Below are 24,614 nucleotides of genomic sequence, written 5' to 3'. Positions count from 1 at the left end.
GTGCTATTGCGCCCGGCGGGCCACCATGCCCAGCACAGCATTGCAGGCGCCGGCAATCAGGAAAACGATGATCAGCAGCGCATAGAGCGTCGGAATATCGAAGCGCTGGTAGATCGTGTTGACCATATAGCCCAGTCCCTGATTGGACAGCTTCGTCTCTGCTAACAGCACCGTGATCAACGCATTGCCGAGACCGAGGCGGATGCCGGTGAGGACCGGGATGCGCATCGCCGGCAGATAAATTTTCGTCGCCATTTGCCAGGGCGTCGCGCGGAATGAGCGGCCGACACGGATAATCACCTTGTCGATCTGGCGCATGCCCGCTGCCGTCGAGAGCGCCACGGCGAAAAAGCTCGCCAACGCACCGAGCGCCACTTTCGAAGCGAGCCCCACGCCAAACCACATGATCATGATCGGGAACAGGATGATGCGCGGCGTCGGCGAGAAATAATACAGATAGGGCTCGAAGGCGGCGCCGAGAAAACGATTGGCCCCGAGCACGATGCCGACGACAACGCCAGCGAGCGTGCCGATGCCGAGCGCCAGCGCCGCTTCAAACAACGTCACCTGCAGATTGGACCAGAACGCCGGATTGAATAGCAGCCGAACCATCGCCTGGGCGATCGACACCAGCGAGGGAATGATGTCGGCGAAGAACCAGCCCGAGCGCGACAGCAGTTCCCACACCGCAACGAAGAAGAAAATAACCGCCAGACGCACATAGAGTATGCTGCGCGTCTCGCGCCGCTCGCGCACCTTGCGCGAGACAGGCGCCGCCACGGTCATCGTGCCGGTTGCAGCCATTTTTCAATCCATTCGAGAATGATGAAGAAGACCATGCTGACGCCGATGACAAAGCCGATGCTCGCATAGGTGCCCGGCATGTCGTAGCGTTCCGCCAGATCATTGATGAGCTGGCCAAGGCCGCCGAGATTGACCAGGAATTCCACGCCGATCACGGCGATGACGCAGAAGGTCCAACCTAGGCGGATACCGGTGAAGATCGACGGGATCGCCGAGGGGAAGAGAATCTTCCAAAACATCTGCGTTTCGGTGAGGTTCAGGCTCTTGCCGACATTGATCAGCACGCGGCGTGTCTCGGAAAGCCCTTCCACGGTCTTCAGCACGATCGGCGCCAGACCATAGGCGAAGGCGATGACGATGACCGTCATCGAACCGCGGCCGAACAACACCATGAACAGCGGATAGGCGAGCACGATCGGCGCTGCCGCCAATGCGGCCACCCAATCCTCGAGCGCCCGCCGCAAAATATCGAAGCGATAGAGCAGCACGCCAAGCGGCACGCCGACGACGACGCAGGCAAAGCCCGCCGTCAACACTTCGAAGGCGGACGTGCCGGTGCGCTCAAGGACGCCCTCTTCCACGATGATCCGCTCGAAAGCGGCCAACACTTCGCTCGGCAGCGGGATGATGTAGCGATTGAGAATGCCGACGCGCAGCAGGATCTCAAAGACGAGGCCGACCGCCACGATGGTCAGAGCACCGACCGTCAGTGGAAACCAGCGCGTCGCGGTTAGCGGCGTGCGGCGCTCAGCCATGGCGACGGTCCGCCCGTGCGACCTGCTCGCTCTCCTGCATGCCGCGGCTCGCCTCTTCGCGCAGGTCGTTCCAGATATCGGCGACATGGCGGCCGAATGCATCGCTGCCGACCACGTCGGACGTGCGCGGCCGCGCCAGATCGATATCGGCGATGCGTTTCACCTTGCCGGGGCGATAGGTCATAACCACGATGCGATCAGACAATTGCACCGCTTCCGTCAGATTGTGGGTGATCAGCAAGGTCGTCTGCTTCAACTCCTGCTGGATCTGGGTGATCTTGTCGCCCAGAAGCAGACGGGTCTGCTCGTCGAGCGCAGCAAAAGGCTCGTCCATCAACAGAATGCGGGGATTGGACACCAAGGTACGCGCGATCGACACGCGCTGTTTCATGCCGCCTGAGAGCTGCGAAGGATAACGCTTCTCGAAACCATCGAGACCAACCATGCCGATGAAGTGCCGGGCACGATCATAGCGCTCGGACTTGGCGACGCCGCGCAATTCCAACGGAAAGGCGACATTGTCGATGACGCTGCGCCAGGGGAAAGTCGACTCCTCCTGGAACACCATGCCGACCGCCGGATGCGGCCCGGCAATGCGCTCGCCATCGATACGCACGTCGCCGTCATATTCGCCGAGCATGCCGCCGATAATGTTGAAGAGGGTCGATTTCCCGCAGCCAGACGGTCCGATGACCGCAACGAACTCACCCTGTTTGACGTCGAAGGAAACATGGTCGACAGCGGTGACGGCCTCTTCGGCATCGCCGAAGGTCTTGACCACATCATCGATGACCAAAACGGGCTTGTCCGCGTCATGGCTTACGCCGGGCCGCGTCGCTGTTTGCACAGAACTCATCAGACGACAGTTCCCTTCCCAGAATTATTCGTGATCTAATCTTTTTATTGGTTACAAGAATGCGCGCTGAGGTCAATAGCGCAATTGCCCTCGTCAGTTTATCACAATCTGGCGAGGGCTTCTGCGCTATCCTTATAGCGTTTTGCTGGATGGCGGAATCGGCAAACGTTACAAAGCCGCGGCAAAAATCGCGTTTCGATTGAAACGCGATTGGCTCTAGTTGGCGCGGCTCGTATCCGCTTCGGCGCGGCGACCAACGGCCGAGGCCATGTTGTCGGACGTTTCCACCTGCACCGGAATCGGCGGTCCAAACATCACCGCTTTCAGCTCATTGCGGGAGGAGGCTCGCAGCGGCGCCACGGTTGAAGCCACAAGGCCAGCAACCGGGCTTTTCGAAATGCTGGCGGGCGACAGCAACGCCGAGAAATTCGAACGGTCGAGCCGTGCGGCGGAAAGCGGAGCCGGGTGCGCATCACGCGCCGCGCGCACGCCAACCAGGCGAGCGACAACGGGGGTGCTGCGCGGCTGCGGCCGCGCCGTCGGCTTGGGCACATCGGCCTGCAGCGGCGCGAAGGCGAGAACATTGGCGGATACCGGCGTGCCCTGGGTGATGACGGCAGGCAGGCCCGGCGTCGCCGCCACTTTGCCCGAAACCGTGCCACCGATAAGGGCAGCAAGTGCGTCACGGGCCGGTTTGGCGGTGGGGAGCGGCGCCTCAGTTTTAGGCGGCTCATTTTTGGCAAGAACGATAAGACCGGCGGGACGTTGCGGCGGCAGCGGCACGGCGGCGGCGATCATCGCTTCAACCTGCGTGTCGGACGGACGACGCGGCGGCATCGGGACGTCGGCGACCTGAATCTCGGTCTGCAGATCAACCGGCGAATTCATCGACCTGCCACGCGGCGCCGGCATTGCCGCGACTGCGGCCGGTTGCGCCTCAGGCGCGGCGGCCACGGGCGCTAGCTGCGCCGGTTGCACTTGCTGCGGCACGGGCTGCGCCGTCGCCGCGAGCTGAGCGGCGGCGACCCGCGACGGGTCACGCCGCGAGGCGTCGTTGCGGAAGAAGGACGCGGCGGTGTTGTCCTCTGCGGCCGCATAGGCCGTGGTCGGCGGCGTGGCGGCTGCGGTGCGAACCGGTGCCGGCGCGCCACGGCGCGAAGCCACCTGACGCGGCGCCGGCGCCATATCCTCTTCCTCTTCACCCCAACCAAACAGGGTGGCGAAGAAGCCCTTGCTCTGGACCTGCGCCAGGCTCGGCATCGAGCCGCCACCGCGGGCCTCGATCTCGGCACGCGCCTCTTCATAGCGCGCCATCGGCTGGCCGTTGGCAGGGATGTGAACGGTCTTGCCGTCCGGGAACAGGCGGGCAAGCTGATCGTAGGTCATACGCGGCCAGGCGCGCACGGAACCAACATCGAGATGGACAAAGGGCGAATTCGCGGTCGGGTAATAGCCGACGCCGCCGCGCTGCATGCGCATGGCGGTCTCACGAATATAGGACATCGGCACGTCGTCGACGTGAATGTCCATGGCCCGACCTTGCGTGTGCTGGGAATATTCAGCCACGGCGCGCGAACGCCGGCGCAGCATGGAATTGGTCTCGGGCGAGCGGTAAGCCGACTGCACGCGGATGACGGAGCGGGAACCGGCGCCACGCTGCGCCTCCCAAATCACGTCGAACAGACGTGGATCCATGGTGATCTGTTCGTCGCGGCGCCAATCGCGCAGGAACCAGTTCAATTGCTTCAGAACGGTCGGATCGTAGCTGCCGTTGACCCGGAACGTCGCCGAGATCGTCTCGCCCGTATGGGCGTGCACCAGATTGATGGTGCGGGTGTCCCCGTTCGCGATCGCCGTCTGCGTCGAAGTTGTGGATAGCGCGGTGAGAACGAAAGCAAGCGACCCGCTGGCCGCAGCAAATTTGAGAAAACGGCGCAATGCCGTGTGGAGGCGCGGGTTCTGCAAAGCCAAACTCACCTTTTCGTCAGACCGCGACACAGGTTCCGGTCAATCACTCCGCTCACGATGATTGCCCCGGTACGCAGGGTAATACATTGTTAACGCAAGCAAATTGTTACCGAAAACCGTTAACGGCGCGTAACGGTGCGAGCACATGCCCGAGATGCCGCATGACTTTAGTCAACACACGGCCCCGTGAAAAGGCTTATCAAACATGGCAGTTTTGTGTCGAAGAACAACGATTGTGCAAATTGCCATGCTCTCAAGGGCCAGCGACGACACAGCCCTGCCTCAGTTACCCGGGGCTGCGGCATCCGCCCGCATCTGCTGCAAATGCCGCTCCCAGTGCAGCGCCTGACGGACGATGACCTCAAGATCATCGTATTGCGGCGTCCAGCCGAGAACGGCGCGGACACGATCATTGGCGGCGACGATCGCCGCCGGATCGCCGGCCCGACGACCGGAGATCGTCACCGGAAAATCGACCCCGGACACCTTTTTCACGACATCGATCACTTCCAGCACCGAGTATCCCCGCGCATAGCCGCAATTGCAGGTGATGCTGTCGCCGCCCGCCCGCAGATAGCGCAGCGCATCCATATGCGCCGCCGCCAGATCGCTCACCTGGATGTAGTCGCGCAGGCACGAGCCGTCGCGGGTCGGATAGTCTGTGCCAAAGACCTCCATGCCAGCGCGATGGCCGAGCGCCGCCTGCACCGCCACCTTGATCAGATGGGTGGCATTGGCGGTCGACTGCCCGACCCGGCCTTTCGGATCGGCGCCCGCGACGTTGAAATAACGCAGCACCGCGTAATGCAGGCCGTGCGCCTTGGCGACGTCCTCCAACATCCACTCCACCATCAATTTCGAGCGCCCGTAGGGGCTCACCGGCTTCAACGATTCGCTTTCCGTCACCGGATTGCTCTCAGGGTCGCCATAGACCGCAGCTGTCGATGAGAAGATGAAATGCGGAACCTTGGCCTCGACCGCGCATTGGATCAGGCTGCGCGCCTTGGCGGTATTGTTGAGATAATAGCCGAGCGGATCGGCCACCGATTCCGGCACCACGATCTTGGCGGCGAAATGGGCGATGGCGTTGACGTCGTAGCGGGCGAGCGTCTCCTTCACGAGGGCAGCGTCGCCGAAATCACCTGTCACGAAGGGAACGTCTGCTGGCACCGCCCAGCGGAACCCGGTCGACAGGTTGTCGAGCACGACCACTTTTTCGCCGGCATCCAGCAGTTCCAGAACCATATGGCTGCCGATATAGCCGGCGCCGCCCGTAACAAGTACGCTCATCTGTCCTCACAACATGTCGATGACACAGAAAAAACGCATCACCCGATCTTAACGGATTCGCCCCTATCAGGGTGCCATCGCTCCTGGCTATGAAATCCCTATGAATCTAAATTCATATGAATTTCAGGCCTAAGCATAGGCGTTCGTCGAATAAGGTTAAACCTACGCAGTAGATCCTCGTAGTGGGCATGGTCGCAACAATTGTTGGTAACAATTATTGGATGGATTTCTTTATGGCCAAACGTATCCGCAAAGCCGTTTTCCCCGTCGCTGGCCTGGGCACGCGCGTGCTTCCGGCAACGAAGTCCATCCCGAAGGAAATGCTCACCGTCGTCGACCGGCCGGTTCTGCAGCATTGCGTCGACGAGGCGCGCGAGGCCGGCATCGAACATTTTGTTTTCGTCACCGGCCGCAATAAGGCGGTGATCGAGGACCATTTCGACATGGCCTATGAACTCGACGACACTCTGCAGAAGCGTGGCAAGCTGAAGGAATATGACGCGCTGCGCGATGATCTGCCGGCCGCCGGCGCCACCAGCTTCACGCGCCAACAGGCGCCGCTTGGCCTTGGCCATGCTGTGTGGTGCGCCCGCGACATCATCGGCGACGAACCCTTCGCCGTGATCCTGCCCGACATGATCACCCTGCCCGGTGCCAAGAAGACGCGCTGCCTCGGCCAATGCATCGAGGCTTACGAAAAGCACGGCGGCAATATCATCGCCGTCGAGGAAGTGGCGCCGGAAGACACGCATATGTACGGCATCGTCTCCGTCGGCAAGGACTTCGGCCACACGTTCGAGATCAACGGCATGGTCGAAAAGCCGGCCAAGGGCACGGCGCCGTCCAATCTCATCATCTCCGGCCGCTATGTGCTGGAGCCGCAGATTTTCGACATCCTGGCCAACGTGGAAAAAGGCGCCGGCGGCGAAATTCAGCTCACCGACGGCATGAAGAAGCTTTCCGAAAGCCAAGGCTTCTTCGGCGTGCGCTTCGACGGCAAGACCTATGACACAGGCTCGAAGGTCGGCTTCCTCGCCGCCAACATCGCCTTCGCCATGGCGCGTGACGACATCCGCCCGGGCTTCCTCGCCGAATTGAAGAAGATCGTCGGCACGATTTAAGACACCGCATAACAAAGACGGCTGCCACCAGCGGCCGTTTTCGTCTCAGCGCTGCAAGCGCAATCCGAGCAAGAAGACATTGGCCGTATAATTGGCCCCGACCTGCGTCGACTTCAGCCGCTCGTAGGAATAGCTGCCCTTGATAACGATCGAGCGCGTCAGGCTATATTCCGCCTTCAGTCCAACAGTGTAATAATTCTCGCTCAGGCTGACGCCACGATATTGATTGTTGGTCAGCGACGCGATCATGCCGATGTTCAGATTGCGCAGCAGCGCATGGGAAACTTCGACCGACCCCATCCGGCTGATCGCGCCCGACGCACCCGGCAAGGTCGTTTCAAAGAAATTGGTGGCGGCGCGCAACGTAAACGTCGTCAACGGTGTCGCTGTCCAGATCAATGAACCATCGATGGCGGGCCCATTCAGATTGGGCAGCCGTGCGTCGTCATATTTGCGCTGCCCATAGCCACCGGAAACCTGTCCCGTCAGCGTGCGCGAAAATTCAAACGTCGAACCGAGCTTGGCCAGTAAGCCATTCGAATCGCGCGCATAGCCTGAATCATCGATCGGCTTGTCACGTTTGCGGGTGTCGACGGTGACCTCCGCGAAAGGAATAATCCCCGGCGTGACCTCGTAAGCGAGACGGCCGCGCAGACCGTAGGTATTATAGTTGTTGTCCGACAGCGGCACCCGCGTGCCGTTGTTCAGATGACCATCTTCATATTGCACACGATCGGCCAGCGCCGTCACCGAGGCCTCCAGCCGCCCAAATTTCTGGGTGATGCCAGAAGACGCGCCATAGGAGGCAACCAGCGGACGGCCCTGCAAACTTGTCGGCAAGCCAGGCGTGCCGGGACGCTGCGTCGTCAATGACCCGCGCAGTTCGAAATTCAAAGCTGTATCGCGTGTCGCGTCGACCCGCAGGTTGACGGTCCCGACGCCATCGGGGCGGTTGGCCTCCGGCGTGGTCGAATAGCGCGAATACCCGCCTCTGATGTCGGCGCGCAATTCATGGTTCGACCAGTTCGATTGCGCCTGCACGCCGGCATCCATGCGCAGCAAGGTCGACCCTTTGGGCGTGGTCGAATTGGCCGCCCGATTGGGATTGCTGTCGTAGCCCCCCGAGGTCTCGACGAAAGGCTTCAAACGCAGCGAGCCAATATTGATGCCCAAGGGATCATAGGGCGTCAGATCGGCCACCGGCGGCTTTTTACGCGGGATACCCGGCTGCTGCGCGTAATTGGGCGCAGGCTGCGGCGGATTGGTAAGAGGATTGGGCGGCCGCTTGCCCTGCGGCGAGCTGGGATAAGGCACCAACGCCGGCAACGGCCGCGCGAAGGTTTTGGGCCGACCCTTATAATTGAGGCGCTTATCCAATGGCTGGCGCCGCTTGCCATAACTGGTCGAGGTGAACGGCACGGCGGGCTGACCTGACGTTGGACTGCCGAAGCCGCCTTCGGGGCCAGCGTCGGTTTGGCTGCCGCCGCTTTGGCCCCCACCTCCGCTTTGCCCCCCGGACTGCGCGGTATCGCCGGGCGAGCCCATCGGCATATCGGTGCCCGCGCCAACCGCCTGCGCGGTGGACGTCCCCGACGCCTGGCCGGATGAGGGGGATGGGCTGGAATAGGGCACGAATGATTGCCGGAACGGCGACCCGGATGCCCCAGAGGATTGATTCGAGGGTGGATTCCCGGTCTGATCCGACGATTGCCCATAGGCGCCGTTGAGCGCTCCCGCCATAAGCAGGGCGCCGACGCTGCCGGCAAACCGGATTCGGGCGGTCGGAAGTCTCAACTTGGGACACCTGCGCCGGACCAGCCCGGCGGTTCGAATGGTGAATCCAGCGTTAAGGATTTATGGTTAATGTCGCGTTACCAGACGCTTGTCGCCATGCTGGCAGAGACAAAACGCGGCTCCAGCTGACAGACTTGGCCTATTAAGGTAGGGAACCCGCCATGAGCGCACCGAATCCCGCCTCCCCCGCCCCTGGCGCCACCACAGCCTCGGCCCTGCGCACGCTCGGCCTCGAGCGCGCTGGCCTGGCCGCCATCGAGACCGTGCTGAAGCTGCAGCCCGAAAGCGGCCTCGCCGCCGCGCTCGCCGCCGCCGTTACCCGCATCGCCGCCAGCGAAGGCCGTGTCATTGTCTCGGGCATGGGCAAATCCGGCCACATCGGCCGCAAGATCGCCGCCACTTTGGCCTCGACCGGCACCCCGGCTTATTTCGTCCATCCGGGCGAAGCGAGCCATGGCGATCTCGGTATGATTCGCCCCAATGACGTGCTGCTGCTGCTGTCCTGGTCCGGCGAGACGGCCGAACTGGCCGATATCATCACCTATTCGCGCCGCTTCTCGATCCCATTGATCGCCATTACCTCCAACGCCGACAGCGCGCTGGGCCGCGAAGCCGACGTCTGCCTGCACTTGCCGAGCGCCGAGGAAGCTTGCCCGAACGGGCTGGCGCCCACCACTTCGACGACCATGCAGCTCGCCTTCGGCGACGTACTCGCCGTCGCTTTGCTCGAGGCCAAGGGATTTACCGCGCACGAATTCCGCCAGTTCCATCCCGGCGGCAAGCTCGGCGCGCGCCTCTCCTTCGTCCGCGACATCATGCACAAGGGCGACGAAATTCCGCTGGTCGCGGCGGGCTCGGCCATGCGCGATGCGATTATCGAAATGAGCGGTAAGCGCTTCGGCTGCGTCGGCATTGTCGACAGCAACGGCCGTCTCACCGGCATCATCACCGATGGCGACTTGCGCCGGCGCATGGAAAAATCCGGCAACTTCATCGACGAGCCCGTCGATGAAGTCATGACCATCAACCCAACCGTCGTCTCGCCCGATCTGATGGCGGCGGAAGCCTTGGCGCTGCTCAACGACAAACGCCGCTCTGTCCTGCTCGTCGTCGATGGCGCCCAACGCCCAGTGGGCATCGTCCACCTGCACGACCTGTTGCACCTCGGCGCCGCCTGAACCGCATCGCGGTAAGCTTGCAATAGCAGAGCTTACAACGACCAATCGCATCGAAAGTTTTTGCAGAAATTTTTCTGCAAGATTGCGTTGCACGCGCATTTGCAGGTTTGCAGAACGCGCCGTTCCGCGTCATGCTCACCAAATGTCCGAGGAGGGAGAGGGATATCAACTCCTCGGCACGAGGGAGAGATTTATGCGGGGACGCGACATCGTCGGCGCTACGCGCCGTTTCATGCTTGCTGCCGGACTTGCAACAGGCGCGACCTTGGCCACCATGGCCGTTCAGGCACAAGCGCAAACGCCGTCAGGACCGCCGATCCGGATCGGCAGCACGCTCGCCCTCACTGGACCTCTGGCGCAGACTGGCGCCATTCATAAGATCGTCGGCGATCTTTTCGTCGCGCAATTGAACGCCAAGGGCGGCCTGCTCGGCCGGCCGGTCGAATGGGTCTTGCTCGACGACCAGTCCAAGCCCGACATCACGCGCACGCTCTATGAGCGACTGATCACCGTCGACAAGGTCGATCTCATCATCGGCCCCTATGCCACGGCGGGCATTCTCTCGGCGATGGCCGTGGCGCAGCGCTACAACAAGGTCCTCGTGCACAGCACCTTCGGCATTCCGAAGCTTGCCACCTACGACCGTCAGTTCCCGGCCTGGCCGCTCGGCATCGATCCGGAAAAGACCATGCCGAACGATCTGTTCGACACGTTGGCTTCAATCGGCAAGACGCCGAAGACGATCGCCATCGTCACCAGCAAATTCCCATCGGTGCAATTCGTTGCCGTCGGCGCCCGCGAAGCGGCCAAAGCGCGCAACATCAAGGAAGCGCTCTATCTCGAATTCGAATTCGGCACCCGCGACTTCGGCCCCATCGCCGCGCGCGTGCGCGAGGCCGATCCCGATCTCCTGTTCGTCGGCGCCATTGGCCTTGAGGGTAATCAATTGCTCGAGGCGCTCGACAAGCTCAACTACAAGCCGCGCAATCATTTCTATGTCTATCCGACGCCAGGCCCGCTGGCGACGTCGCCGCTCGGCAATGACGCCATGGCAACGACGGCTTTCGAAAACCTGCCACCGCTGAATCAAAATCCTGACGCGGCGGCGTTCGCCAAATTATTCACGGAAGCGGCGACCAAGGCCGGCCTGCCCTATACCGAGCCGGAAACCCAGGCCGGCGCCAGCTGGTCGATGTGGGAAATCCTCACCGGCGCGGTCAAAGCCACCAAATCGCTCGACGACAAGGTGCTGGCCGACCAGATCAAGAAGAATGGCTCCGACACCGTGCTCGGCCACATCAGCTTCGATGGTCAAAACAACTACGGCAAGAACCTGATGCGCACCAAACAGGTGCAGCAGGGCAAATGGGTCATCGTCTGGCCGAAGGACATGATCACGCCCGGCTATACGGCCCAGGGCAAGTGAAAGCGTAAACAGAGAAGCAAGCCATCATCAGATGAGCGCAACGCTGCTTGGACAATCGATACTGTCGGGAATCTTCGCCGGCAGTCTCTACGCCTTGATGGGCCTCGGCATGAGCCTGTCCTGGCGTTATCTGCGGGTCATCAACATCGCCCATTTCGGCCTGGTCTTCCTGGCCGCTTACATGACCTATGAATTCGCCGGCGTGCGCGGCTTCAACCCGCTCGCCGTCGTCCTTCTGCTGCTGCCGCTGTTCTTCGTGCTCGGCGTCATCCAGCAGGTGTTGATACTGCGCTTCAACGTCAACGAATTCTCGTCGCTGATCGTCACCTATGGCCTGGCGATCATCGCCGAAGCGGTGATCCAGCTGTTCTGGTCGGCCGACTACGTGCGCTACGAAAACCGCGCGCTGCACGGCAATCTCCAGGCCGGCACCTTGCTGTTTCCCGTCGCCGACATATTGATGACCGCCATCGCGGTCGGCCTCTGTGTCGCCACATGGGCCGCCATGCGCTTCACCTGGCTCGGCAAGGCCTTGCGCGCCGGGCTCGATAACCCAGCCATTGCCGCCGCCTTCGGCGTACCCAACCATCGCCTGCTGCTGTTGGTCTCGGGCTTTTCCGCCGTGCTCGCCGCCGTCGCCGGCTTTTTCGTCGCGCTTCTTTACACGCTGGCGCCCAGCCAGATCCTGTCCTGGCTCGGCGTCGTCTTCGCCGCAGTTTTGCTGGGCGGCCTTGGCAATCCCCTCGGCCTTTTGGCGGCGGGCCTGCTGATCGGCGTCAGCGAGGCGATCACCATGGCGGTCACCGCCCCATCCTGGGCGCCGGTCGTGCCCTTCACCATCCTGATCCTGCTTCTCGTGTTCTGGCCGCAGCGAGTATGACATGGCTTCGCTAACCGCAGACACCCCCGTGATTCAGGATCGCTCTTTCACTGCACGCTTTGGCGTGCCGGCAGCGCTCGCCGTAGCCCTGTTGTTTTTCGCTCTGTTGCCGGCCTTCGGTGCGCCGCCGTTCTTTGAGTCCTTCCTCTATCTCCTGTTCCTGTGGATCGCGCTGTCGACCTCCTGGACCATTCTCAGCGGCTTCACCGGCTATTTCTCCTTCGGCCATGGCGCCTTCTACGGCGTCGGCATGTATACGACCGCCAATCTCGGAACCATGCTGCCGATCTGGCTCTGCCTCGTGATCGCCGCGATCCTGGCCGCACTGCTCAGCCTTGGCATCGGCGCCGTGGTGTTTCGCGTGCGCCGGCTGCGCGGCGAATTGTTCGCGCTGCTCACCTTGGCGCTGACCATCGTTGTCGCCACCATCGTGCTCAACACGCCCATCGACGGCGGCCCAGGCAAATATCTGCTCGGCGTGCAGCTGCCGCGCATCTATGACAACTCCGCCACGACGATCTATCTGCTCGGCGCCTGCGTCGCCATCGGCACGCTGGCCACCGCCTATTTCGTCCAATACGGCCGGCTCGGGCGCGGCCTCTTCGCCATTGCCGACGACGAGGATGTCGCCGAAGGCCTCGGCGTTCCCTCCTATCGCTACAAGCTGATCGCCTTCGCCATTTCCTCGGCCATCGCCGGGATCGCCGGCGCCGTGCATGCGATCTTCGTCAGCTATGTCACCGTGTCGGAAACCTTCTCCAGCACGGTGGCGCTGTTCGTCATTCTGATGAGCGTCATCGGCGGCATGCGCCATTGGCTCGGCCCGGCGATCGGCGCGGTCTTCGTGACGACGATCAATTTCGTCTTCGTCTCGGGCGATTCCGCTTTGGCCGCCCGCATCGTCATCGGCTTGGCGCTGATTCTCGCCACTCTGTTCCTGCCCGAAGGCGTCGCCGGCCTGGTGCAGAAGCGGGTCCACAAATGGCGCGCCGTGAAAGAGCCTGGCAATGAGACCGTGGCGCCACCGGTCGCGCCGATCCTCCCGGCCACAGCCCCAGCACGCACGACCGCACGGCCCGTGTTGCTCAAAGCAGAGAACATCAGCCTCGCGTTTCGTGGTGTGCAGGCGCTCGATGGCGTCAGCTTCGACATCCGGCAGGGCGAGATTCTCGGCCTCGTCGGCCCCAACGGCTCGGGCAAGTCGACGCTGATCAATGTCATGAACGGCTTCTACAAGCCCGATACCGGCAGCCTGCTGCTTGAAGGTCACGATCTGGCGCAACTGCCGGCCCATCGCATCGCCCGCCTGGGGCTGGCCCGCACCTTCCAGATCCCGCGTCCCTTTCCCCATCTCAGCGTGCTCGACAATGTGATGGTCGCCGCCATGTTCGGCGGCGCGGCTTACGCGCAGGAAACCGCACGCCGCAAAGCGCTGGAGACGCTCGACTTCGTCGGCCTCGCCAGCCGCGCGGGCGCTTATCCGAGCGAACTCAATCTGCACCAGCGCAAATTTCTCGAATTGGCGCGCGCGCTCGTCTCCGATGCCCGCCTCGTCATGCTCGATGAAGTGCTCGCCGGCCTGACGCCCTCTGAGATCACCAGCGCCATCGCCATGGTCCGCCGCATCCACGGCGGCGAACGCACCATCGTCTTCGTCGAACATAATATGCGCGCCGTCATGGAACTGACCGACCGGCTGATCGTGCTCAACCAGGGCAAGCTGATCGCCGAAGGCGATCCGCGCACCGTGATGAACGATCCGGCCGTCGTTCGCGCCTATCTGGGGACGCCCGATGTTGAAAGCTGACACAATCTGTGTGGGCTATGGCGAGGCCCTGGCGCTCTCGAACATTTCCTTCGAACTCGGCCAAGGCGAGCTCGTCGCCATCATCGGCCCTAACGGCGCCGGCAAGACCACGCTGGTCAATGCGCTCGCCCGCTTGCTGCCGATCCGCAGCGGGAGCATCGTCCTCGACGGCGAAAACATCGCGCGGCTGACGCCGCAACAATTGGCCGATCGCGGCGTCGCCATCATTCCCGAGGGCCGCCGCCTGTTCACCTCGATGACGGTCGAGGAAAATCTCGAACTCGGCTGCTATCGCGCCGGCGCTCGCCCGCACAGACGCGAAGGCCTGGAACAGGCCTATGCGATGTTCCCCATTCTCGGCGAACGCCGCCGGCAGATTTCCGGCACGCTGTCTGGCGGCCAGCAGCAGATGGTCGCCTTCGCCCGGGCGCTGATGGCCAGACCACGTCTGCTGTTGATCGACGAACCTTCGCTGGGCCTCGCACCGGTGATCATCAAACAGGTGTTCGAAACCATCGCCCGCATTCACGACACCGGCGTGTCCATCCTGCTCATCGAGCAGAACGCCACCAAGGCATTGGAAGCAGCCCAACGCGCCTATGTGCTCGATTGCGGCCAGATGATCGCCTCCGGCACGCCGGAGGAATTACGCCAGCGCCCCGAAATTGGCGCCGCTTATCTCGGGCATGGGCATTGAAGCGGCAGATGCCTAAGCCTGCTCGACCTGCAGCACCATCGCATCTTCGACGCCGACCACTTTGACCTTGGTGCCGGCCGGCAGATCGGGACCGCGCACCACCCATTGTGAATCGTTGACGCGGATGCGTCCCTCGCCCTGGCGGATCGCATCGCTGAGGATGAAGCTGCGGCCCACCAACGCGTCGGCGCGCCGGTTGAGAAACGGCTGATCACCGGCGCTATCGCGCGAGCCATAAAATTTGCGACCGAGCAATAGCGAGACGATGGCGAAAATGCCAAACAGCATGAGCGCCCACGGCACCGTGAGCCCGATGATGCTGAGCACCAGCCCAGTGGCGATCGCCGCCAAGCCGATCCACAGCAGGAACATTCCGGGCGCTATAGCCTCGGCCGCGCACAGAAGTATGCCCGCGACCAGCCACCACCACGAGGGATGTAGCCCGAGAAAATCCATATCCATCCTCGCCCCTTTATAAATCAGCGTCTAACGATCAGCTGCGGCCGGTCGGCGGCAGGCTGCTGCCGCGCCGCGTCTCGCTGCTGCCGTTGCCACGCCCCGTGTCGTTGGCATGGCGCGCTATTTCGGAGATACCGGCCAGCGTGCCCGCGAGCCCGGCCATGTCCATCGGCATCAGGAAGGTCTTCTGATTGGTCGAATGGGCCAAGGCGTCGATGGCCTTCACATATTTCTCGGCGATGAAATAGTTGAGCGCCGCCATATCGCCCTTGGCGATGGCGTCGGAGACCAGACGGGTGGCCTCGGCTTCGGCCTGAGCCTGGCGCTCGCGCGCCTCGGCGTCGCGAAACGCCGCTTCCTTGCGGCCCTCGGCATCCAGCATGACCGACTGCTTGCGCCCTTCGGCGCGCAGGATTTCCGCCTGGCGCTGGCCTTCGGCTTCCAGCACGCTGGCGCGCTTCTCGCGTTCGGCCTTCATCTGCCGCCCCATCGAATCGACCAGGTCGCGCGGCGGCACGATGTCCTTGATCTCGACGCGGTTGGTCTTGATGCCCCAAGGCTGTGCCGCCTGTTCGATGACCGACAGCAGCCGGGTGTTGATCTCGTCACGATGCGACAGCAGCTGGTCGAGATCCATCGACCCCATGACGGTGCGGATATTGGTCATGGTGAGATTGAGCAGCGCCTGTTGCAGATTGGAGACCTCATAGGAGGCGCGGGCCGCATCGAGCACCTGGAAGAACAAGACGCCATCGACCGAGACGCTGGCATTGTCCTTGGTGATGACCTCCTGGGTCGGCACGTCGAGCACCTGCTCCATGACGTTGATCTTGCGGCCGATGCGGTCGATCCACGGCATGATGATGCCCAGCCCGGGATACAAGGTCTTGTAATATTTACCGAACCTCTCGACCGTATAGGCATAGCCCTGCGGCACCTGCCGCACGCCCATCAGCAGCGTGATGACGACAAAAAGCACGAATGCGATGGCGAACAGGCCCAGCCCGGAGAACATCATGATGGAATCCTTTCCCAAGAGGTCGTCATTCTTTCTCACGCCATGCGGCAACGGCATGACAAATCGCACAGACCAAGCATCAGGCGCCAGTCCGCGCAGGGCTCAAGTCACCAAACAAGATTGCGCCCCGAATTACGCCTTAGATTGCGGCTCAAATTGCGCCTTGGCCCAGGATGGTAAACAATTCTGAAATGACTTGCGCCTAATTTCCACTGTTGAAAGCCAAATCCCGCCGTTGCGGGCAGGAAATCCGGAGTAAAGCATGGCGTTCGTGCGTAAGAGACCGCAGCCGTTCCACGCGGAACCGCCGATCTCACCCTCGCTGGCCACGGCCACCCACGGCCAGATTCTGCGCACCCTCATTCTCGTCGCCAGCGCCATCCTGCTCCTCGTCAGCATCCTGCATTCGACGGCGCGCGCCCAGCCCGCGCCCCGCCCGGCCGCCGTCGAAAGCGGCTTCAGCAGTTTCGTCGCCGGCCTCTGGCCGGAGGCCCAGGCGCGCGGCGTCTCCCGCCAGCTCTTCGACCAGATTTTCAGCGGCCTGACGCCCGACATGTCGCTGTTGAAGCACAGCAGCAAACAGGCCGAATTCGTCAAACCGGTGTGGAGCTATCTCTCCGGCGCTGTCACCGCCGCACGCATCTCGCAAGGGCAAGACATGGCGCGGCGGTATGGCCAGGTGCTGACCGACGTCGAGCGGCGCTACGGTGTCGACCGCTACGTCGTGCTCGCCATCTGGGGCATGGAGACAAGCTACGGCCAGATGACCGGCGGCAAGAATGTGGTGCGCTCGCTCGCCACCCTCGCCTATGGCAGCGAACGGAAAGACTTCTTCCGCAACGAACTGCTGATCGCCCTCACCATTCTGCAACAGGGCCACATCACCTATGCGCAGATGAACGGCTCCTGGGCCGGCGCCATGGGCCAGACCCAGTTCATGCCATCGAGCTTCCTCAAGCATGCGGTCGACTACGACGGCGACGGCCACAAGAACATCTGGACCAGCATTCCCGACGCCATCGCCTCCACCGCCAATTACCTGGCCGACTATGGCTGGCGGCGCGGCGAGACCTGGGGCTATGAAGTCGCGCTGCCGTCGAGCTTCGAATTCGCCGCGCACGAACCGCAGACCAGCCGCTCCTTTTCGCAATGGACCGGGCTTGGCGTGCGCCGCACCGATGGCCAGCCGATGCCGACCGGCGGCGAAGCCTCCTTGTTTCTGCCTGCCGGCGCGCGCGGGCCGGCCTTCCTGATCACGCCGAACTTCCGCGTCATCAAGTCCTACAACAACTCCCAGGCCTATGCGCTCGGCGTCGCCATCCTCAGCGATCGCATCGCTGGCGCCGGTGGCCTGGGCGCCAAATGGCCGACCGGCGACAAGCCGCTCACCACCGGCCAGGCGATGGAAATGCAGCGCCAATTGAACCGCATGGGCCTCGATGCCGGCAAGGTCGACGGCAAGATCGGTGAACAGGTGCAGACGGCGATCCGCGCTTTCCAGAAACGGCGCGGCCTGACGCCCGATGGCTATGCCACCGTCGGCCTGCTCGAACAGATGCGCTCGAGCCGCTGATCTGGTAAAACTGGGGCATGCAGCCCGCCGCGTCGCACGCCAAAGCAGCTTCCCCCAAGCCCCCAGGGCAAAAGGGCGGCTGGGCGCGCGCCTTCAAGCTCGGGCTGGTCGGGATCTTCCTGTTCCTGACCGGCGGCCCGGCGGTCATAGCCCAATTCGACGATTCCAACAGCGCCGTGTATTGGCAGCGTGAACGCGTGCGCCTGCAACAGGCGCGCCGGCCGCCGATCGTGGTGCAGCGGCCGACCCAACTGATCCGCCGCGCCGCGCCCAAACGCGGCTTCAGCCGCGAAGTGCCGCACGAATTGCAGCCCGAACATTCGGCAACCGAGGCACCGCATCCGGTCGATACCGCCACCCCAACGGCGCCTGCCACCCTGGGCTCGCCGTCTCAGCCCGCGCCCGTCGCCGGCCAGGCGCCCCAAGTGGCGACAACAAACCAAGTGGCCACGACCAATATTGCCGTGATCGGCGACAACATCGGCCAATTGCTGGCCCAGGGCCTGCAGGATGCCTTCGCTGAGCGCCCTGATGTCGCCATCCTGCGCCGCACCCGGGAAAATTCCGGCCTCGTGCGCGACGATTATTACGATTGGAACAAGACTGTCCGCGACCTTCTTGCCGGCAGCGACAAGATCAAGCTCGCTGTCATGCTGATCGGCAGCAACGACCGCCAGCAATTGCGCGAGGGCGGCGCGGTGCTAGACCCGCGCACACCAAAATGGAACACCGCCTATGCGGCGCGCGTCGAGGCCATTGCCGCGCAATTCCGCGACCGCAAAATCCCCCTGCTCTGGGTCGGCCTGCCGGTCATGAAAAACGAGCGGCTGACAGCGGAGCTCTTGAGCTTCAACGAAACCTATCGCGATGTCGCCGCCAAGACCGGCGCCACCTATATCGACATCTGGGAAGGCTTCGTCGACGACCGCAACCAGTTCTCGATCTTCGGTCCCGATCTCAATGGCCAGATCGTCAGGCTGCGCACCGGCGATGGCGTGCATTTCACCCGTGCCGGCGCACGCAAGCTCGCCTATTACGTGGAGGGCGATATTCGCCGCATCCTCGACGCGCAGAAACCCGGCGAGCCCGCCGTTGCCGGCCGGCCGCTGTCGACGCCGATGCAACAGCAAGCAACGATCCGCGTCGACATGCCGCCAGAGGTCCCGCCGCCGGGCAACTCCGGCCTGCTGATCCCGCTGCCGCCGCCTCCCCCGCAAATCGTCGTGCCGGTACGTCCCCCCGCCGGGCCAGTGCTGACCCTGACCACACCGGACACATCGCCCGGTGGCCGGCTCGCCACCCGCGCGCAAGCGCCGCGCGCAAGCGATCCGAACGATCTCACACAGCGGGCGCTCATCACCGGCGCACCGCTGGAAACGCGGCCCGGCCGCGCCGACGATTTCTCCTGGCCCCGCGTTAATTAAGACAAGTCAACCGAGACAGTCGTGGACCAGGCCAACAGCATCCCACATGATCAAAAAGATGCGCCCGACGCACCGCGCCGGGGCCGCCTCGCTTCGCCAAGGAGTACCGCCGCATGACCTTCGAGATCGCAGCCACCCCCGAGGACGCGATCGACAGGCTCGAGGCGCTTTATAACGCCGCGTGCGCAGCGCTGCGCGACGACCTGCAACGCTTTTTCGACACCCACCAGCCACCGACGGCGGAGGAACGCGCGCGTTATCGCTACCCGGTCTTGCGCGTCACCTACACGCAGACGATTCTGCCACCGGCGACCTGGCGCGGCTTCGCCAAATTTCCAGCGCCGGGTATCTATTCGACCACGATCACGCAACCGGCCGAGTTCCGCGGCTATCTGCTCGACCAGCTCCGTCTACTGGTCGACGAATATGGCGCAACCATCGAGACGGGCATCAGCCAGCAGGAAATACCCTATCCTTATGCGCTTGATGGCGGCGATGAACTGGGGCGTGGCAAGGTCACCGCCGTCGAACTGGCCCGCTATTTCCCGACACCGCTCTTGTCCTTGGTCGGCGATGAGATCGCCGACGGCACGTTCGAATTCATCGACGGCGAACCCCGGCCTTTGTCACTGTTCGACGCCGTGCGGGTGGATTTCTCGCTGCGTCGTCTCGTCCACTATACCGGCACCGACTGGCGCGACATGCAGCCCTGGGTGCTGCTCACCAACTATCATCGTTATGTCGATCAGTTCGTCCGGCTAGGCTTGGCGGAAATCGAAGCCGGCACCGCCGAAGCCTTGGTTGTGCCCGGCGGCGGCCGGATCACCCAAGCCGACATCGACAGCGGCACGGCGGAACGGGTGATGTCGGCGCCCTGGCATCGGTTCCAGATGCCAGCCTATCACCTGATCCGCAAAGGCGGCGACGGCGTCACGCTCGTCAATATTGGCATCGGCCCGTCCAACGCCAAGAACATCACCGATCATCTCGCCGTGCTGCGGCCGAACTGCTGGCTGATGGTCGGCCATTGCGGCGGCCTACGCCAGGAGCAGGTGATCGGCGATTATGTTCTCGCGCACGCCTATCTGCGTCAGGACCATATCCTCGACGAACTGGTGCCGCCCGACATCCCCATTCCCGCCCTCGCCGAAGTCCAGGTCGCTTTGCAGGAAGCTGCGGCCGAGATCACTGGAGAAAAAGGCGACAAGCTGAAGCGACGGCTGCGAACCGGCACCGTCGTCACCCAGGACGATCGCAATTGGGAATTGCAGTGGACGAAGGAGCGCCGCCGCATCAACCAGTCGCGCGCCGTCGCCGTCGATATGGAATCCGGCACGATCGCAACGCAAGGCTATCGCCTGCGCGTACCCTACGGCACTTTGCTCTGCGTCTCCGACAAGCCGCTGCATGGCGAGATCAAACTGCCCGGCGCCGCCAATGCCTTCTATGAGCGCGCCGTCGGCGAACATCTGAAGATCGGCTTGTGCGCCTTAAGAAAGCTCAACGAGGCCGGCGCCACCATTCATTCGCGCAAACTGCGCAGTTTCGACGAGCCGCCGTTTCGGTAAAAATCAGCGCGTCACATCGCTGATCCAGCGCAGATAAGGCGCATTGCCCTCGGCGATGGCGATGCGCACGATCTCCGGCACTTCATAGATATGCGCCATGCGAATCGCCCGTTCGACATCGGCGAAATCGGCGGTTTTGATCTTGGCACGGATTTCGATCTCCGGCTCGTCGCGTAATTTGTCGTCCCAGACATAGAGGCTTTCGATGCGCGCCAACTGCACGCAGGCCGCCAGCCGATCCGACAGGAGACGCTCGGCGATGAGGCGCGCATTGTCGTCGCTGCTCGTCGTGGTCAGAACGATGGAATATCCGCTGTCGAAGGCCGGCTCCATCATATCCATCCTTGCAGTTCGCGCTTCACCACATGGGCCAGCACGTTCATCCCCGCATCGCTGTCGTTCAGACAGGCGATCCGTGCATATTTCTCGCCGCCCTCGGCCAGAAATGCATCGCGCACCTCGATGCCGATTTCCTCTATCGTCTCGACGCAATCGGAGACGAAACCCGGGGCAATGACCGCGATCCGCTTGATGCCGCGCTTGGCCATGTCGCGCACGGTGGCATCGAGATAGGGCTTGATCCATTCCGTGCGGCCAAAGCGGGACTGATAGGCGAGCGGCATCTGCTCTTCGTTAAACCCGAGCTGCTGCCGCAGCTTCTGCGCCGTTAAGGCGCATTGCAGCGCATAGGGATCGCCCTTGTCGGCATAGCTTTGTGGAATGCCGTGGAACGAGGCGATGATGGCCTGCGGCTCGAAATCGAGCTTCGCCACAGCGTCGCGCATGCTCTGCGCCAGTGCTTCGATATAAACCGGATCGTCGGGCCACGGCGGCGCGATGCGCACCGCCGGCTGCCAGCGCATGGCTTTCAAGGCGGCGAAAGCCTTGTCGGCGACGGTCGCCGACGCGGAGGCCGCATATTGCGGATAAAGCGGCACGCACAGAATACGATCGCAGCCCTGCGCCTGCAGCGCCTCAAGCCGCGACCGGATCGAGGGATCGCCATAGCGCATCCCCCAATCGACCACGACCGGCCGGGCGGGATCACCAAGCCCGCCATCTCCAAGAGCGCCATCGTCGACCATGCGCGAGAGCCGCTCCGCCTGCGCCCGCGTATAAGTACGGAGCGGACTCTCATTGCGCTCCCGGTTCCAGATCGCCGCATACTTGCGACCCGAGAGACCGGGGCGAATTGTCAAAATGACCAGATTGAGGATCGGCCACCACAACAGCCGAGGCACCTCGATCACCCGCGGGTCTGAGAGAAATTCTTTCAGATAGCGGCGCATCGACCAGTAATCGGTGGCGTCGGGCGTGCCGAGATTGACGATGAGCACACCGACCTTGCCCGAAGGCCGGCCTGGGCTCTGATTGGATGCGCCGGAGGCGCTGGCACCTGTCATGAGACCGCTATCAAAACTATGCGATGTGGAGGATGATTAACTTGATTTAGGGCCGGGAGACTGAAAAGTCGATCCGGCCCTTTGCGTGCATCTGGAAACCTCCGGAACCCGTGCTACCATAAGGTCGCGGAACTGGCTGGAAACAAGGCCGTGCGCGGTGGGGAACGCTGAAGACAAGGACCGGAATTCAGATGGCGAAATGGGAGCAATCCATCGAGCGTGCCCTGTCACGCGTCGTTGAAGTGCGGCCGCAGGAAGTGCGCGCCATGCTCTGGGCCTTCGCCTATTTCTTCTGCCTGTTGACGAGCTATTACGTGCTGCGGCCGGTGCGCGACGAAATGGGCGTCGCCGGCGGCGTGCGCAATATGCCCTGGCTCTTCTCGGCGACGCTCATCACCATGCTGATCGCCGTGCCGATCTATGGCGCGCTCGTCGCGCGCCTGCCCCGCGCGCGCTTCATTCCGCTGGTTTACCATTTTTTCGCGCTCAACCTGGTCCTGTTCTGGGTCTTCCTCTCCTTCCGCATTTTTCCAGGTGAGGCGGCCCGCGCCTTCTTTGTCTGGATCAGTATTTTCAACCTGTTCGTCGTATCGATCTTCTGGTCCTTCCTCGCGGACCTGTTCCGCACCGATCAGGCCAAGCGCCTGTTCGGCTTCGTCGCCGCCGGCGGCACTGCCGGCGCGCTGCTCGGACCAACATTGACGGTTTCGCTCGCCGGCCTCCTCGGCCCCGCCAATCTGCTCCTCGTCGCGATGGTTTTTCTCGAAATCGCCGTGTTCTGCGCCATGCGCCTTGAACGGACCGCCGAGCGCGTCGAACCTGTCGAAGCCGAGAAAGCGCCGAAAGCCATCGGCGGCAATCCCTTCGCCGGTTTCTCACTGATCGTCCGATCGCCCTATCTCGCCGGCATCGCGCTGTGGGTGGTGCTGCTGTCGCTGGCCGGCACTTTCCTCTATTTCGCCCAGGCCGAACTCGTCACCGCCGCGTCCGGCGATCCAGCCACACGCACGCGCATTTTCGCCACCATCGATCTCGTCTCGGGCATTCTGACTCTCATCGTGCAGTTTCTCGCCACCGGGCGCCTTATCCAACGCTTCGGCACCGGGCCGGCGACGGCTTTCCTGCCGATCATCTTCGCCATCGGTTTCGCCATCCTCGCCGCACAGCCGCTGCTCGCCGTCGCCATGGCCTTCCAGGCGCTACAGCGCACCGCCAACTTCTCCATCTCCAATCCGGCGCGTGAAATGCTGTTCACCGCCGTCGATCGGGAAGAGAAATACAAGGCCAAGAACATTATCGACGGCGCGCTGTTTCGCGGCGCCGACGCGCTTTGGGCGTGGGCGTTCACGGCGCTGCGCGGCGTCGGCCTCGATGTCACCGGCATCGCCCTTCTCACCATTCCCATCGCGCTGGGCTGGCTCGTGCTGGCGCTCGGTCTTGGCCGGGCCCAGGAAAAGCGCTCCGCACAACAAGCAAACGAACTCAGAGGAGAAAAGACATGAAGGCCAACATCGATCTGACGCGCCGTGAAACTTTGACCCTGGCGGCTGCGACCGGCATTGCCGTCGCCGCGTCGACCTTGCCAGCGCGCGCCCAATCCAGCGGCATTCTCGCGCGCAAAATTCCCTCGAGCGGCGAAATGCTTCCCGTGGTTGGCATCGGCACAGCAATCATTTTCGATTTCGACAAGAGCGATAAAACCAAGCTCGACGAACGCGCCGAAGTGATCAAGGCGCTCGTCGCTGGCGGCGGCCGGTTGATCGACACCGCCCCCTCCTACGGCCTGGCCGAAGACCGGCTCGGCGATCTCTTCGCCATGACCGGCCTGCGCGACCGTATTTTTCTCGCCGGCAAAGTGCGCGTCGCCAGCCGCGATGACACCGTCGCCGAGATGAAGGCCTCCTTCGCCAAGATGAAGATCGACCGCATCGATTTGATGCAGCTTCACAACGTGCGCGACGCCAACCAGAATCTCGACCTGTTGCGCGAATGGAAGAAGTCCGGCCTGTGTAAATATATCGGCATCACGTCCTCGTTCGACCGCGACTACAGCGCGGTCGAACAGACGTTGAAGCGCGAAAAGCCGGATTTCTTCCAGATCGATTATTCGATGGTCGATCGCAATTCGGAGGAACGGCTGATTCCCGCCGCCGCCGATTCAGGTTGCGCCATTCTCACCAACCTGCCCTTCGGCCGCGGCAAGTTCTTCCAGAAAGTGGCGGGCAAGCCGCTGCCCGATTTCGCCAAGGAGATCGAGGTGACGAGCTGGGCGCAATATGCGCTGAAATGGCTGCTCGGCAATCCGGCGATCAATGGTGTGATCCCGGGCACCGACAAGCCGCAATATATGGTCGACAATCTCAAGGCCGGTCTCGGTCCTCTGCCGGACGCGGCCCTGCGCAAGCGCATGCTCGATCACTTCGAGCAGCTATAACAGGGTGAGGCGCGAACACCCAGCCGTCATTGCGAGCGAAGCGAAGCAACCCAGGAGTCAAGGTCTGGAATCATAGACGTCAATAGACCTGCACCACAGGCATTTCTTGACGTTCTACCAGGCGCCCTGGATTGCTTCGTCGCTACGCTCCTCGCAATG

21 protein-coding genes are annotated in these 24,614 nt (G+C 62.7%); 11 read left to right on the top strand and 10 right to left on the bottom strand.

Translation table 11 applies throughout. The features are described 5' to 3' along the window. Nucleotides 1–3 precede the first annotated feature (3 nt). The 5 genes from BLW50_RS25265 to galE all read right to left on the bottom strand — a co-directional run bounded on the left by BLW50_RS25265 (nucleotide 4) and on the right by galE (nucleotide 5,673). The gene (locus BLW50_RS25265; protein WP_244544385.1) at nucleotides 4–804 is read right to left on the bottom strand and encodes an ABC transporter permease; all 801 of its coding nucleotides are present in this window, start codon (nucleotides 802–804) and stop codon (nucleotides 4–6) included. Then, entirely contained in the window at nucleotides 783–1,559 is a 777-nt protein-coding gene (locus tag BLW50_RS25260; RefSeq protein ID WP_090707608.1) for an ABC transporter permease, read from the bottom strand. Before BLW50_RS25260 ends, BLW50_RS25265 begins: the two co-directional genes overlap by 22 nt. Continuing rightward, nucleotides 1,552–2,415, bottom strand: a complete 864-nt coding sequence (locus BLW50_RS25255; protein WP_090707607.1) for an ABC transporter ATP-binding protein — start codon at nucleotides 2,413–2,415, stop codon at nucleotides 1,552–1,554. Before BLW50_RS25255 ends, BLW50_RS25260 begins: the two co-directional genes overlap by 8 nt. 216 nt (nucleotides 2,416–2,631) lie before the next feature. Beyond that, nucleotides 2,632–4,386, bottom strand: a complete 1,755-nt coding sequence (locus tag BLW50_RS25250; protein ID WP_244544384.1) for a peptidoglycan L,D-endopeptidase MepK — start codon at nucleotides 4,384–4,386, stop codon at nucleotides 2,632–2,634. A 279-nt stretch (nucleotides 4,387–4,665) separates the two neighbouring features. Next, on the bottom strand, nucleotides 4,666–5,673 hold the full coding sequence (galE, locus tag BLW50_RS25245) for a UDP-glucose 4-epimerase GalE (protein WP_090707606.1): 1,008 nt from the start codon (nucleotides 5,671–5,673) through the stop codon (nucleotides 4,666–4,668). Nucleotides 5,674–5,906: 233 nt separating this feature from the next. Here galE and galU point away from each other — a divergent pair, with 233 nt between their 5' ends. Continuing rightward, nucleotides 5,907–6,794, top strand: coding sequence for a UTP--glucose-1-phosphate uridylyltransferase GalU (gene galU, locus BLW50_RS25240; protein ID WP_090709690.1), 888 nt, complete (start codon nucleotides 5,907–5,909; stop codon nucleotides 6,792–6,794). 45 nt (nucleotides 6,795–6,839) lie between these two features. Here the strand turns inward: galU and BLW50_RS25235 are convergent, their stop codons facing one another. Then, nucleotides 6,840–8,426 (bottom strand): outer membrane beta-barrel protein, encoded by a 1,587-nt coding sequence (locus BLW50_RS25235; RefSeq protein WP_170850347.1) that lies wholly within the window; start codon nucleotides 8,424–8,426, stop codon nucleotides 6,840–6,842. Nucleotides 8,427–8,749: 323 nt separating this feature from the next. On the opposite strand from BLW50_RS25235, the gene BLW50_RS25230 reads away from it, so the two are divergent. The 5 genes from BLW50_RS25230 to BLW50_RS25210 all read left to right on the top strand — a co-directional run bounded on the left by BLW50_RS25230 (nucleotide 8,750) and on the right by BLW50_RS25210 (nucleotide 14,576). Continuing rightward, entirely contained in the window at nucleotides 8,750–9,766 is a 1,017-nt protein-coding gene (locus BLW50_RS25230; RefSeq protein ID WP_090707604.1) for a KpsF/GutQ family sugar-phosphate isomerase, read from the top strand. Between the two features lie 193 nt (nucleotides 9,767–9,959). Beyond that, complete coding sequence (locus tag BLW50_RS25225) at nucleotides 9,960–11,192, top strand: amino acid ABC transporter substrate-binding protein (RefSeq protein ID WP_210186125.1); 1,233 nt, start codon at nucleotides 9,960–9,962, stop codon at nucleotides 11,190–11,192. Between the two features lie 31 nt (nucleotides 11,193–11,223). Beyond that, on the top strand, nucleotides 11,224–12,072 hold the full coding sequence (locus BLW50_RS25220) for a branched-chain amino acid ABC transporter permease (protein ID WP_210186124.1): 849 nt from the start codon (nucleotides 11,224–11,226) through the stop codon (nucleotides 12,070–12,072). 1 nt (nucleotide 12,073) lies between these two features. Next, the gene (locus BLW50_RS25215) at nucleotides 12,074–13,879 is read left to right on the top strand and encodes a branched-chain amino acid ABC transporter ATP-binding protein/permease (RefSeq protein ID WP_090707603.1); all 1,806 of its coding nucleotides are present in this window, start codon (nucleotides 12,074–12,076) and stop codon (nucleotides 13,877–13,879) included. Further along, on the top strand, nucleotides 13,866–14,576 hold the full coding sequence (locus BLW50_RS25210; RefSeq protein ID WP_090707602.1) for an ABC transporter ATP-binding protein: 711 nt from the start codon (nucleotides 13,866–13,868) through the stop codon (nucleotides 14,574–14,576). The genes BLW50_RS25215 and BLW50_RS25210 overlap by 14 nt, the downstream gene beginning before the upstream one ends. Before the next feature lie 12 nt (nucleotides 14,577–14,588). Here the strand turns inward: BLW50_RS25210 and BLW50_RS25205 are convergent, their stop codons facing one another. After that, entirely contained in the window at nucleotides 14,589–15,038 is a 450-nt protein-coding gene (locus BLW50_RS25205; RefSeq protein ID WP_090707601.1) for an NfeD family protein, read from the bottom strand. A 31-nt stretch (nucleotides 15,039–15,069) separates the two neighbouring features. Continuing rightward, a complete protein-coding gene (locus BLW50_RS25200; RefSeq protein ID WP_244544383.1) occupies nucleotides 15,070–16,053 on the bottom strand; it encodes an SPFH domain-containing protein in 984 nt (327 codons plus the stop codon). Between the two features lie 262 nt (nucleotides 16,054–16,315). Here BLW50_RS25200 and BLW50_RS25195 point away from each other — a divergent pair, with 262 nt between their 5' ends. The 3 genes from BLW50_RS25195 to BLW50_RS25185 all read left to right on the top strand — a co-directional run bounded on the left by BLW50_RS25195 (nucleotide 16,316) and on the right by BLW50_RS25185 (nucleotide 20,618). Beyond that, nucleotides 16,316–17,626: a lytic murein transglycosylase gene (locus tag BLW50_RS25195; protein WP_090707600.1), complete on the top strand. Its 1,311-nt coding sequence runs from the start codon at nucleotides 16,316–16,318 to the stop codon at nucleotides 17,624–17,626. Between the two features lie 17 nt (nucleotides 17,627–17,643). Next, the gene (locus BLW50_RS25190) at nucleotides 17,644–19,050 is read left to right on the top strand and encodes an SGNH/GDSL hydrolase family protein (protein WP_090707599.1); all 1,407 of its coding nucleotides are present in this window, start codon (nucleotides 17,644–17,646) and stop codon (nucleotides 19,048–19,050) included. 113 nt (nucleotides 19,051–19,163) lie between these two features. Further along, nucleotides 19,164–20,618, top strand: a complete 1,455-nt coding sequence (locus BLW50_RS25185) for an AMP nucleosidase (RefSeq protein ID WP_090707598.1) — start codon at nucleotides 19,164–19,166, stop codon at nucleotides 20,616–20,618. A 3-nt stretch (nucleotides 20,619–20,621) separates the two neighbouring features. Here BLW50_RS25185 and cutA read toward each other — a convergent pair whose 3' ends face one another. Further along, nucleotides 20,622–20,951, bottom strand: a complete 330-nt coding sequence (gene cutA / locus BLW50_RS25180; protein WP_170850346.1) for a divalent-cation tolerance protein CutA — start codon at nucleotides 20,949–20,951, stop codon at nucleotides 20,622–20,624. Then, nucleotides 20,951–22,021 carry a ferrochelatase gene (gene hemH, locus BLW50_RS25175; protein ID WP_090707596.1) on the bottom strand — a complete coding sequence of 357 codons (1,071 nt, stop codon included), beginning with the start codon at nucleotides 22,019–22,021 and terminating at the stop codon, nucleotides 20,951–20,953. Before hemH ends, cutA begins: the two co-directional genes overlap by 1 nt. Before the next feature lie 191 nt (nucleotides 22,022–22,212). On the opposite strand from hemH, the gene BLW50_RS25170 reads away from it, so the two are divergent. Both BLW50_RS25170 and BLW50_RS25165 read left to right on the top strand, forming a co-directional pair. Continuing rightward, nucleotides 22,213–23,523, top strand: a complete 1,311-nt coding sequence (locus BLW50_RS25170) for an NTP/NDP exchange transporter (protein ID WP_090707595.1) — start codon at nucleotides 22,213–22,215, stop codon at nucleotides 23,521–23,523. Continuing rightward, complete coding sequence (locus tag BLW50_RS25165) at nucleotides 23,520–24,455, top strand: aldo/keto reductase (RefSeq protein ID WP_090707594.1); 936 nt, start codon at nucleotides 23,520–23,522, stop codon at nucleotides 24,453–24,455. Before BLW50_RS25170 ends, BLW50_RS25165 begins: the two co-directional genes overlap by 4 nt. The last annotated feature ends 159 nt before the right edge of the window (nucleotides 24,456–24,614 follow it).

The organism is Beijerinckia sp. 28-YEA-48, from assembly GCF_900104955.1.
Classification (GTDB): Bacteria; Pseudomonadota; Alphaproteobacteria; order Rhizobiales; family Beijerinckiaceae; genus Terripilifer.
Note: the sequence above shows the minus strand (reverse complement) of the source record. Positions and strands in the feature narration are given on the sequence as shown.

Excerpts from the sequence above, each read along its gene's own strand:
- galU (WP_090709690.1), top strand. The coding sequence starts at position 5,907 with ATGGCCAAACGTATCCGCAAAGCCGTTTTCCCCGTCGCTGGCCTGGGC.
- BLW50_RS25230 (WP_090707604.1), top strand. The coding sequence starts at position 8,750 with ATGAGCGCACCGAATCCCGCCTCCCCCGCCCCTGGCGCCACCACAGCC.
- cutA (WP_170850346.1), bottom strand. The coding sequence starts at position 20,951 with ATGGAGCCGGCCTTCGACAGCGGATATTCCATCGTTCTGACCACGACG.
- BLW50_RS25220 (WP_210186124.1), top strand. The coding sequence starts at position 11,224 with ATGAGCGCAACGCTGCTTGGACAATCGATACTGTCGGGAATCTTCGCC.
- BLW50_RS25215 (WP_090707603.1), top strand. The coding sequence starts at position 12,074 with ATGGCTTCGCTAACCGCAGACACCCCCGTGATTCAGGATCGCTCTTTC.
- BLW50_RS25195 (WP_090707600.1), top strand. The coding sequence starts at position 16,316 with ATGGCGTTCGTGCGTAAGAGACCGCAGCCGTTCCACGCGGAACCGCCG.
- BLW50_RS25165 (WP_090707594.1), top strand. The coding sequence starts at position 23,520 with ATGAAGGCCAACATCGATCTGACGCGCCGTGAAACTTTGACCCTGGCG.
- BLW50_RS25210 (WP_090707602.1), top strand. The coding sequence starts at position 13,866 with ATGTTGAAAGCTGACACAATCTGTGTGGGCTATGGCGAGGCCCTGGCG.
- BLW50_RS25260 (WP_090707608.1), bottom strand. The coding sequence starts at position 1,559 with ATGGCTGAGCGCCGCACGCCGCTAACCGCGACGCGCTGGTTTCCACTG.
- BLW50_RS25200 (WP_244544383.1), bottom strand. The coding sequence starts at position 16,053 with ATGATGTTCTCCGGGCTGGGCCTGTTCGCCATCGCATTCGTGCTTTTT.
- BLW50_RS25205 (WP_090707601.1), bottom strand. The coding sequence starts at position 15,038 with ATGGATATGGATTTTCTCGGGCTACATCCCTCGTGGTGGTGGCTGGTC.
- BLW50_RS25265 (WP_244544385.1), bottom strand. The coding sequence starts at position 804 with ATGGCTGCAACCGGCACGATGACCGTGGCGGCGCCTGTCTCGCGCAAG.
- BLW50_RS25185 (WP_090707598.1), top strand. The coding sequence starts at position 19,164 with ATGACCTTCGAGATCGCAGCCACCCCCGAGGACGCGATCGACAGGCTC.
- BLW50_RS25255 (WP_090707607.1), bottom strand. The coding sequence starts at position 2,415 with ATGAGTTCTGTGCAAACAGCGACGCGGCCCGGCGTAAGCCATGACGCG.
- hemH (WP_090707596.1), bottom strand. The coding sequence starts at position 22,021 with ATGACAGGTGCCAGCGCCTCCGGCGCATCCAATCAGAGCCCAGGCCGG.
- BLW50_RS25225 (WP_210186125.1), top strand. The coding sequence starts at position 9,960 with ATGCGGGGACGCGACATCGTCGGCGCTACGCGCCGTTTCATGCTTGCT.
- BLW50_RS25170 (WP_090707595.1), top strand. The coding sequence starts at position 22,213 with ATGGCGAAATGGGAGCAATCCATCGAGCGTGCCCTGTCACGCGTCGTT.
- BLW50_RS25190 (WP_090707599.1), top strand. The coding sequence starts at position 17,644 with ATGCAGCCCGCCGCGTCGCACGCCAAAGCAGCTTCCCCCAAGCCCCCA.
- galE (WP_090707606.1), bottom strand. The coding sequence starts at position 5,673 with ATGAGCGTACTTGTTACGGGCGGCGCCGGCTATATCGGCAGCCATATG.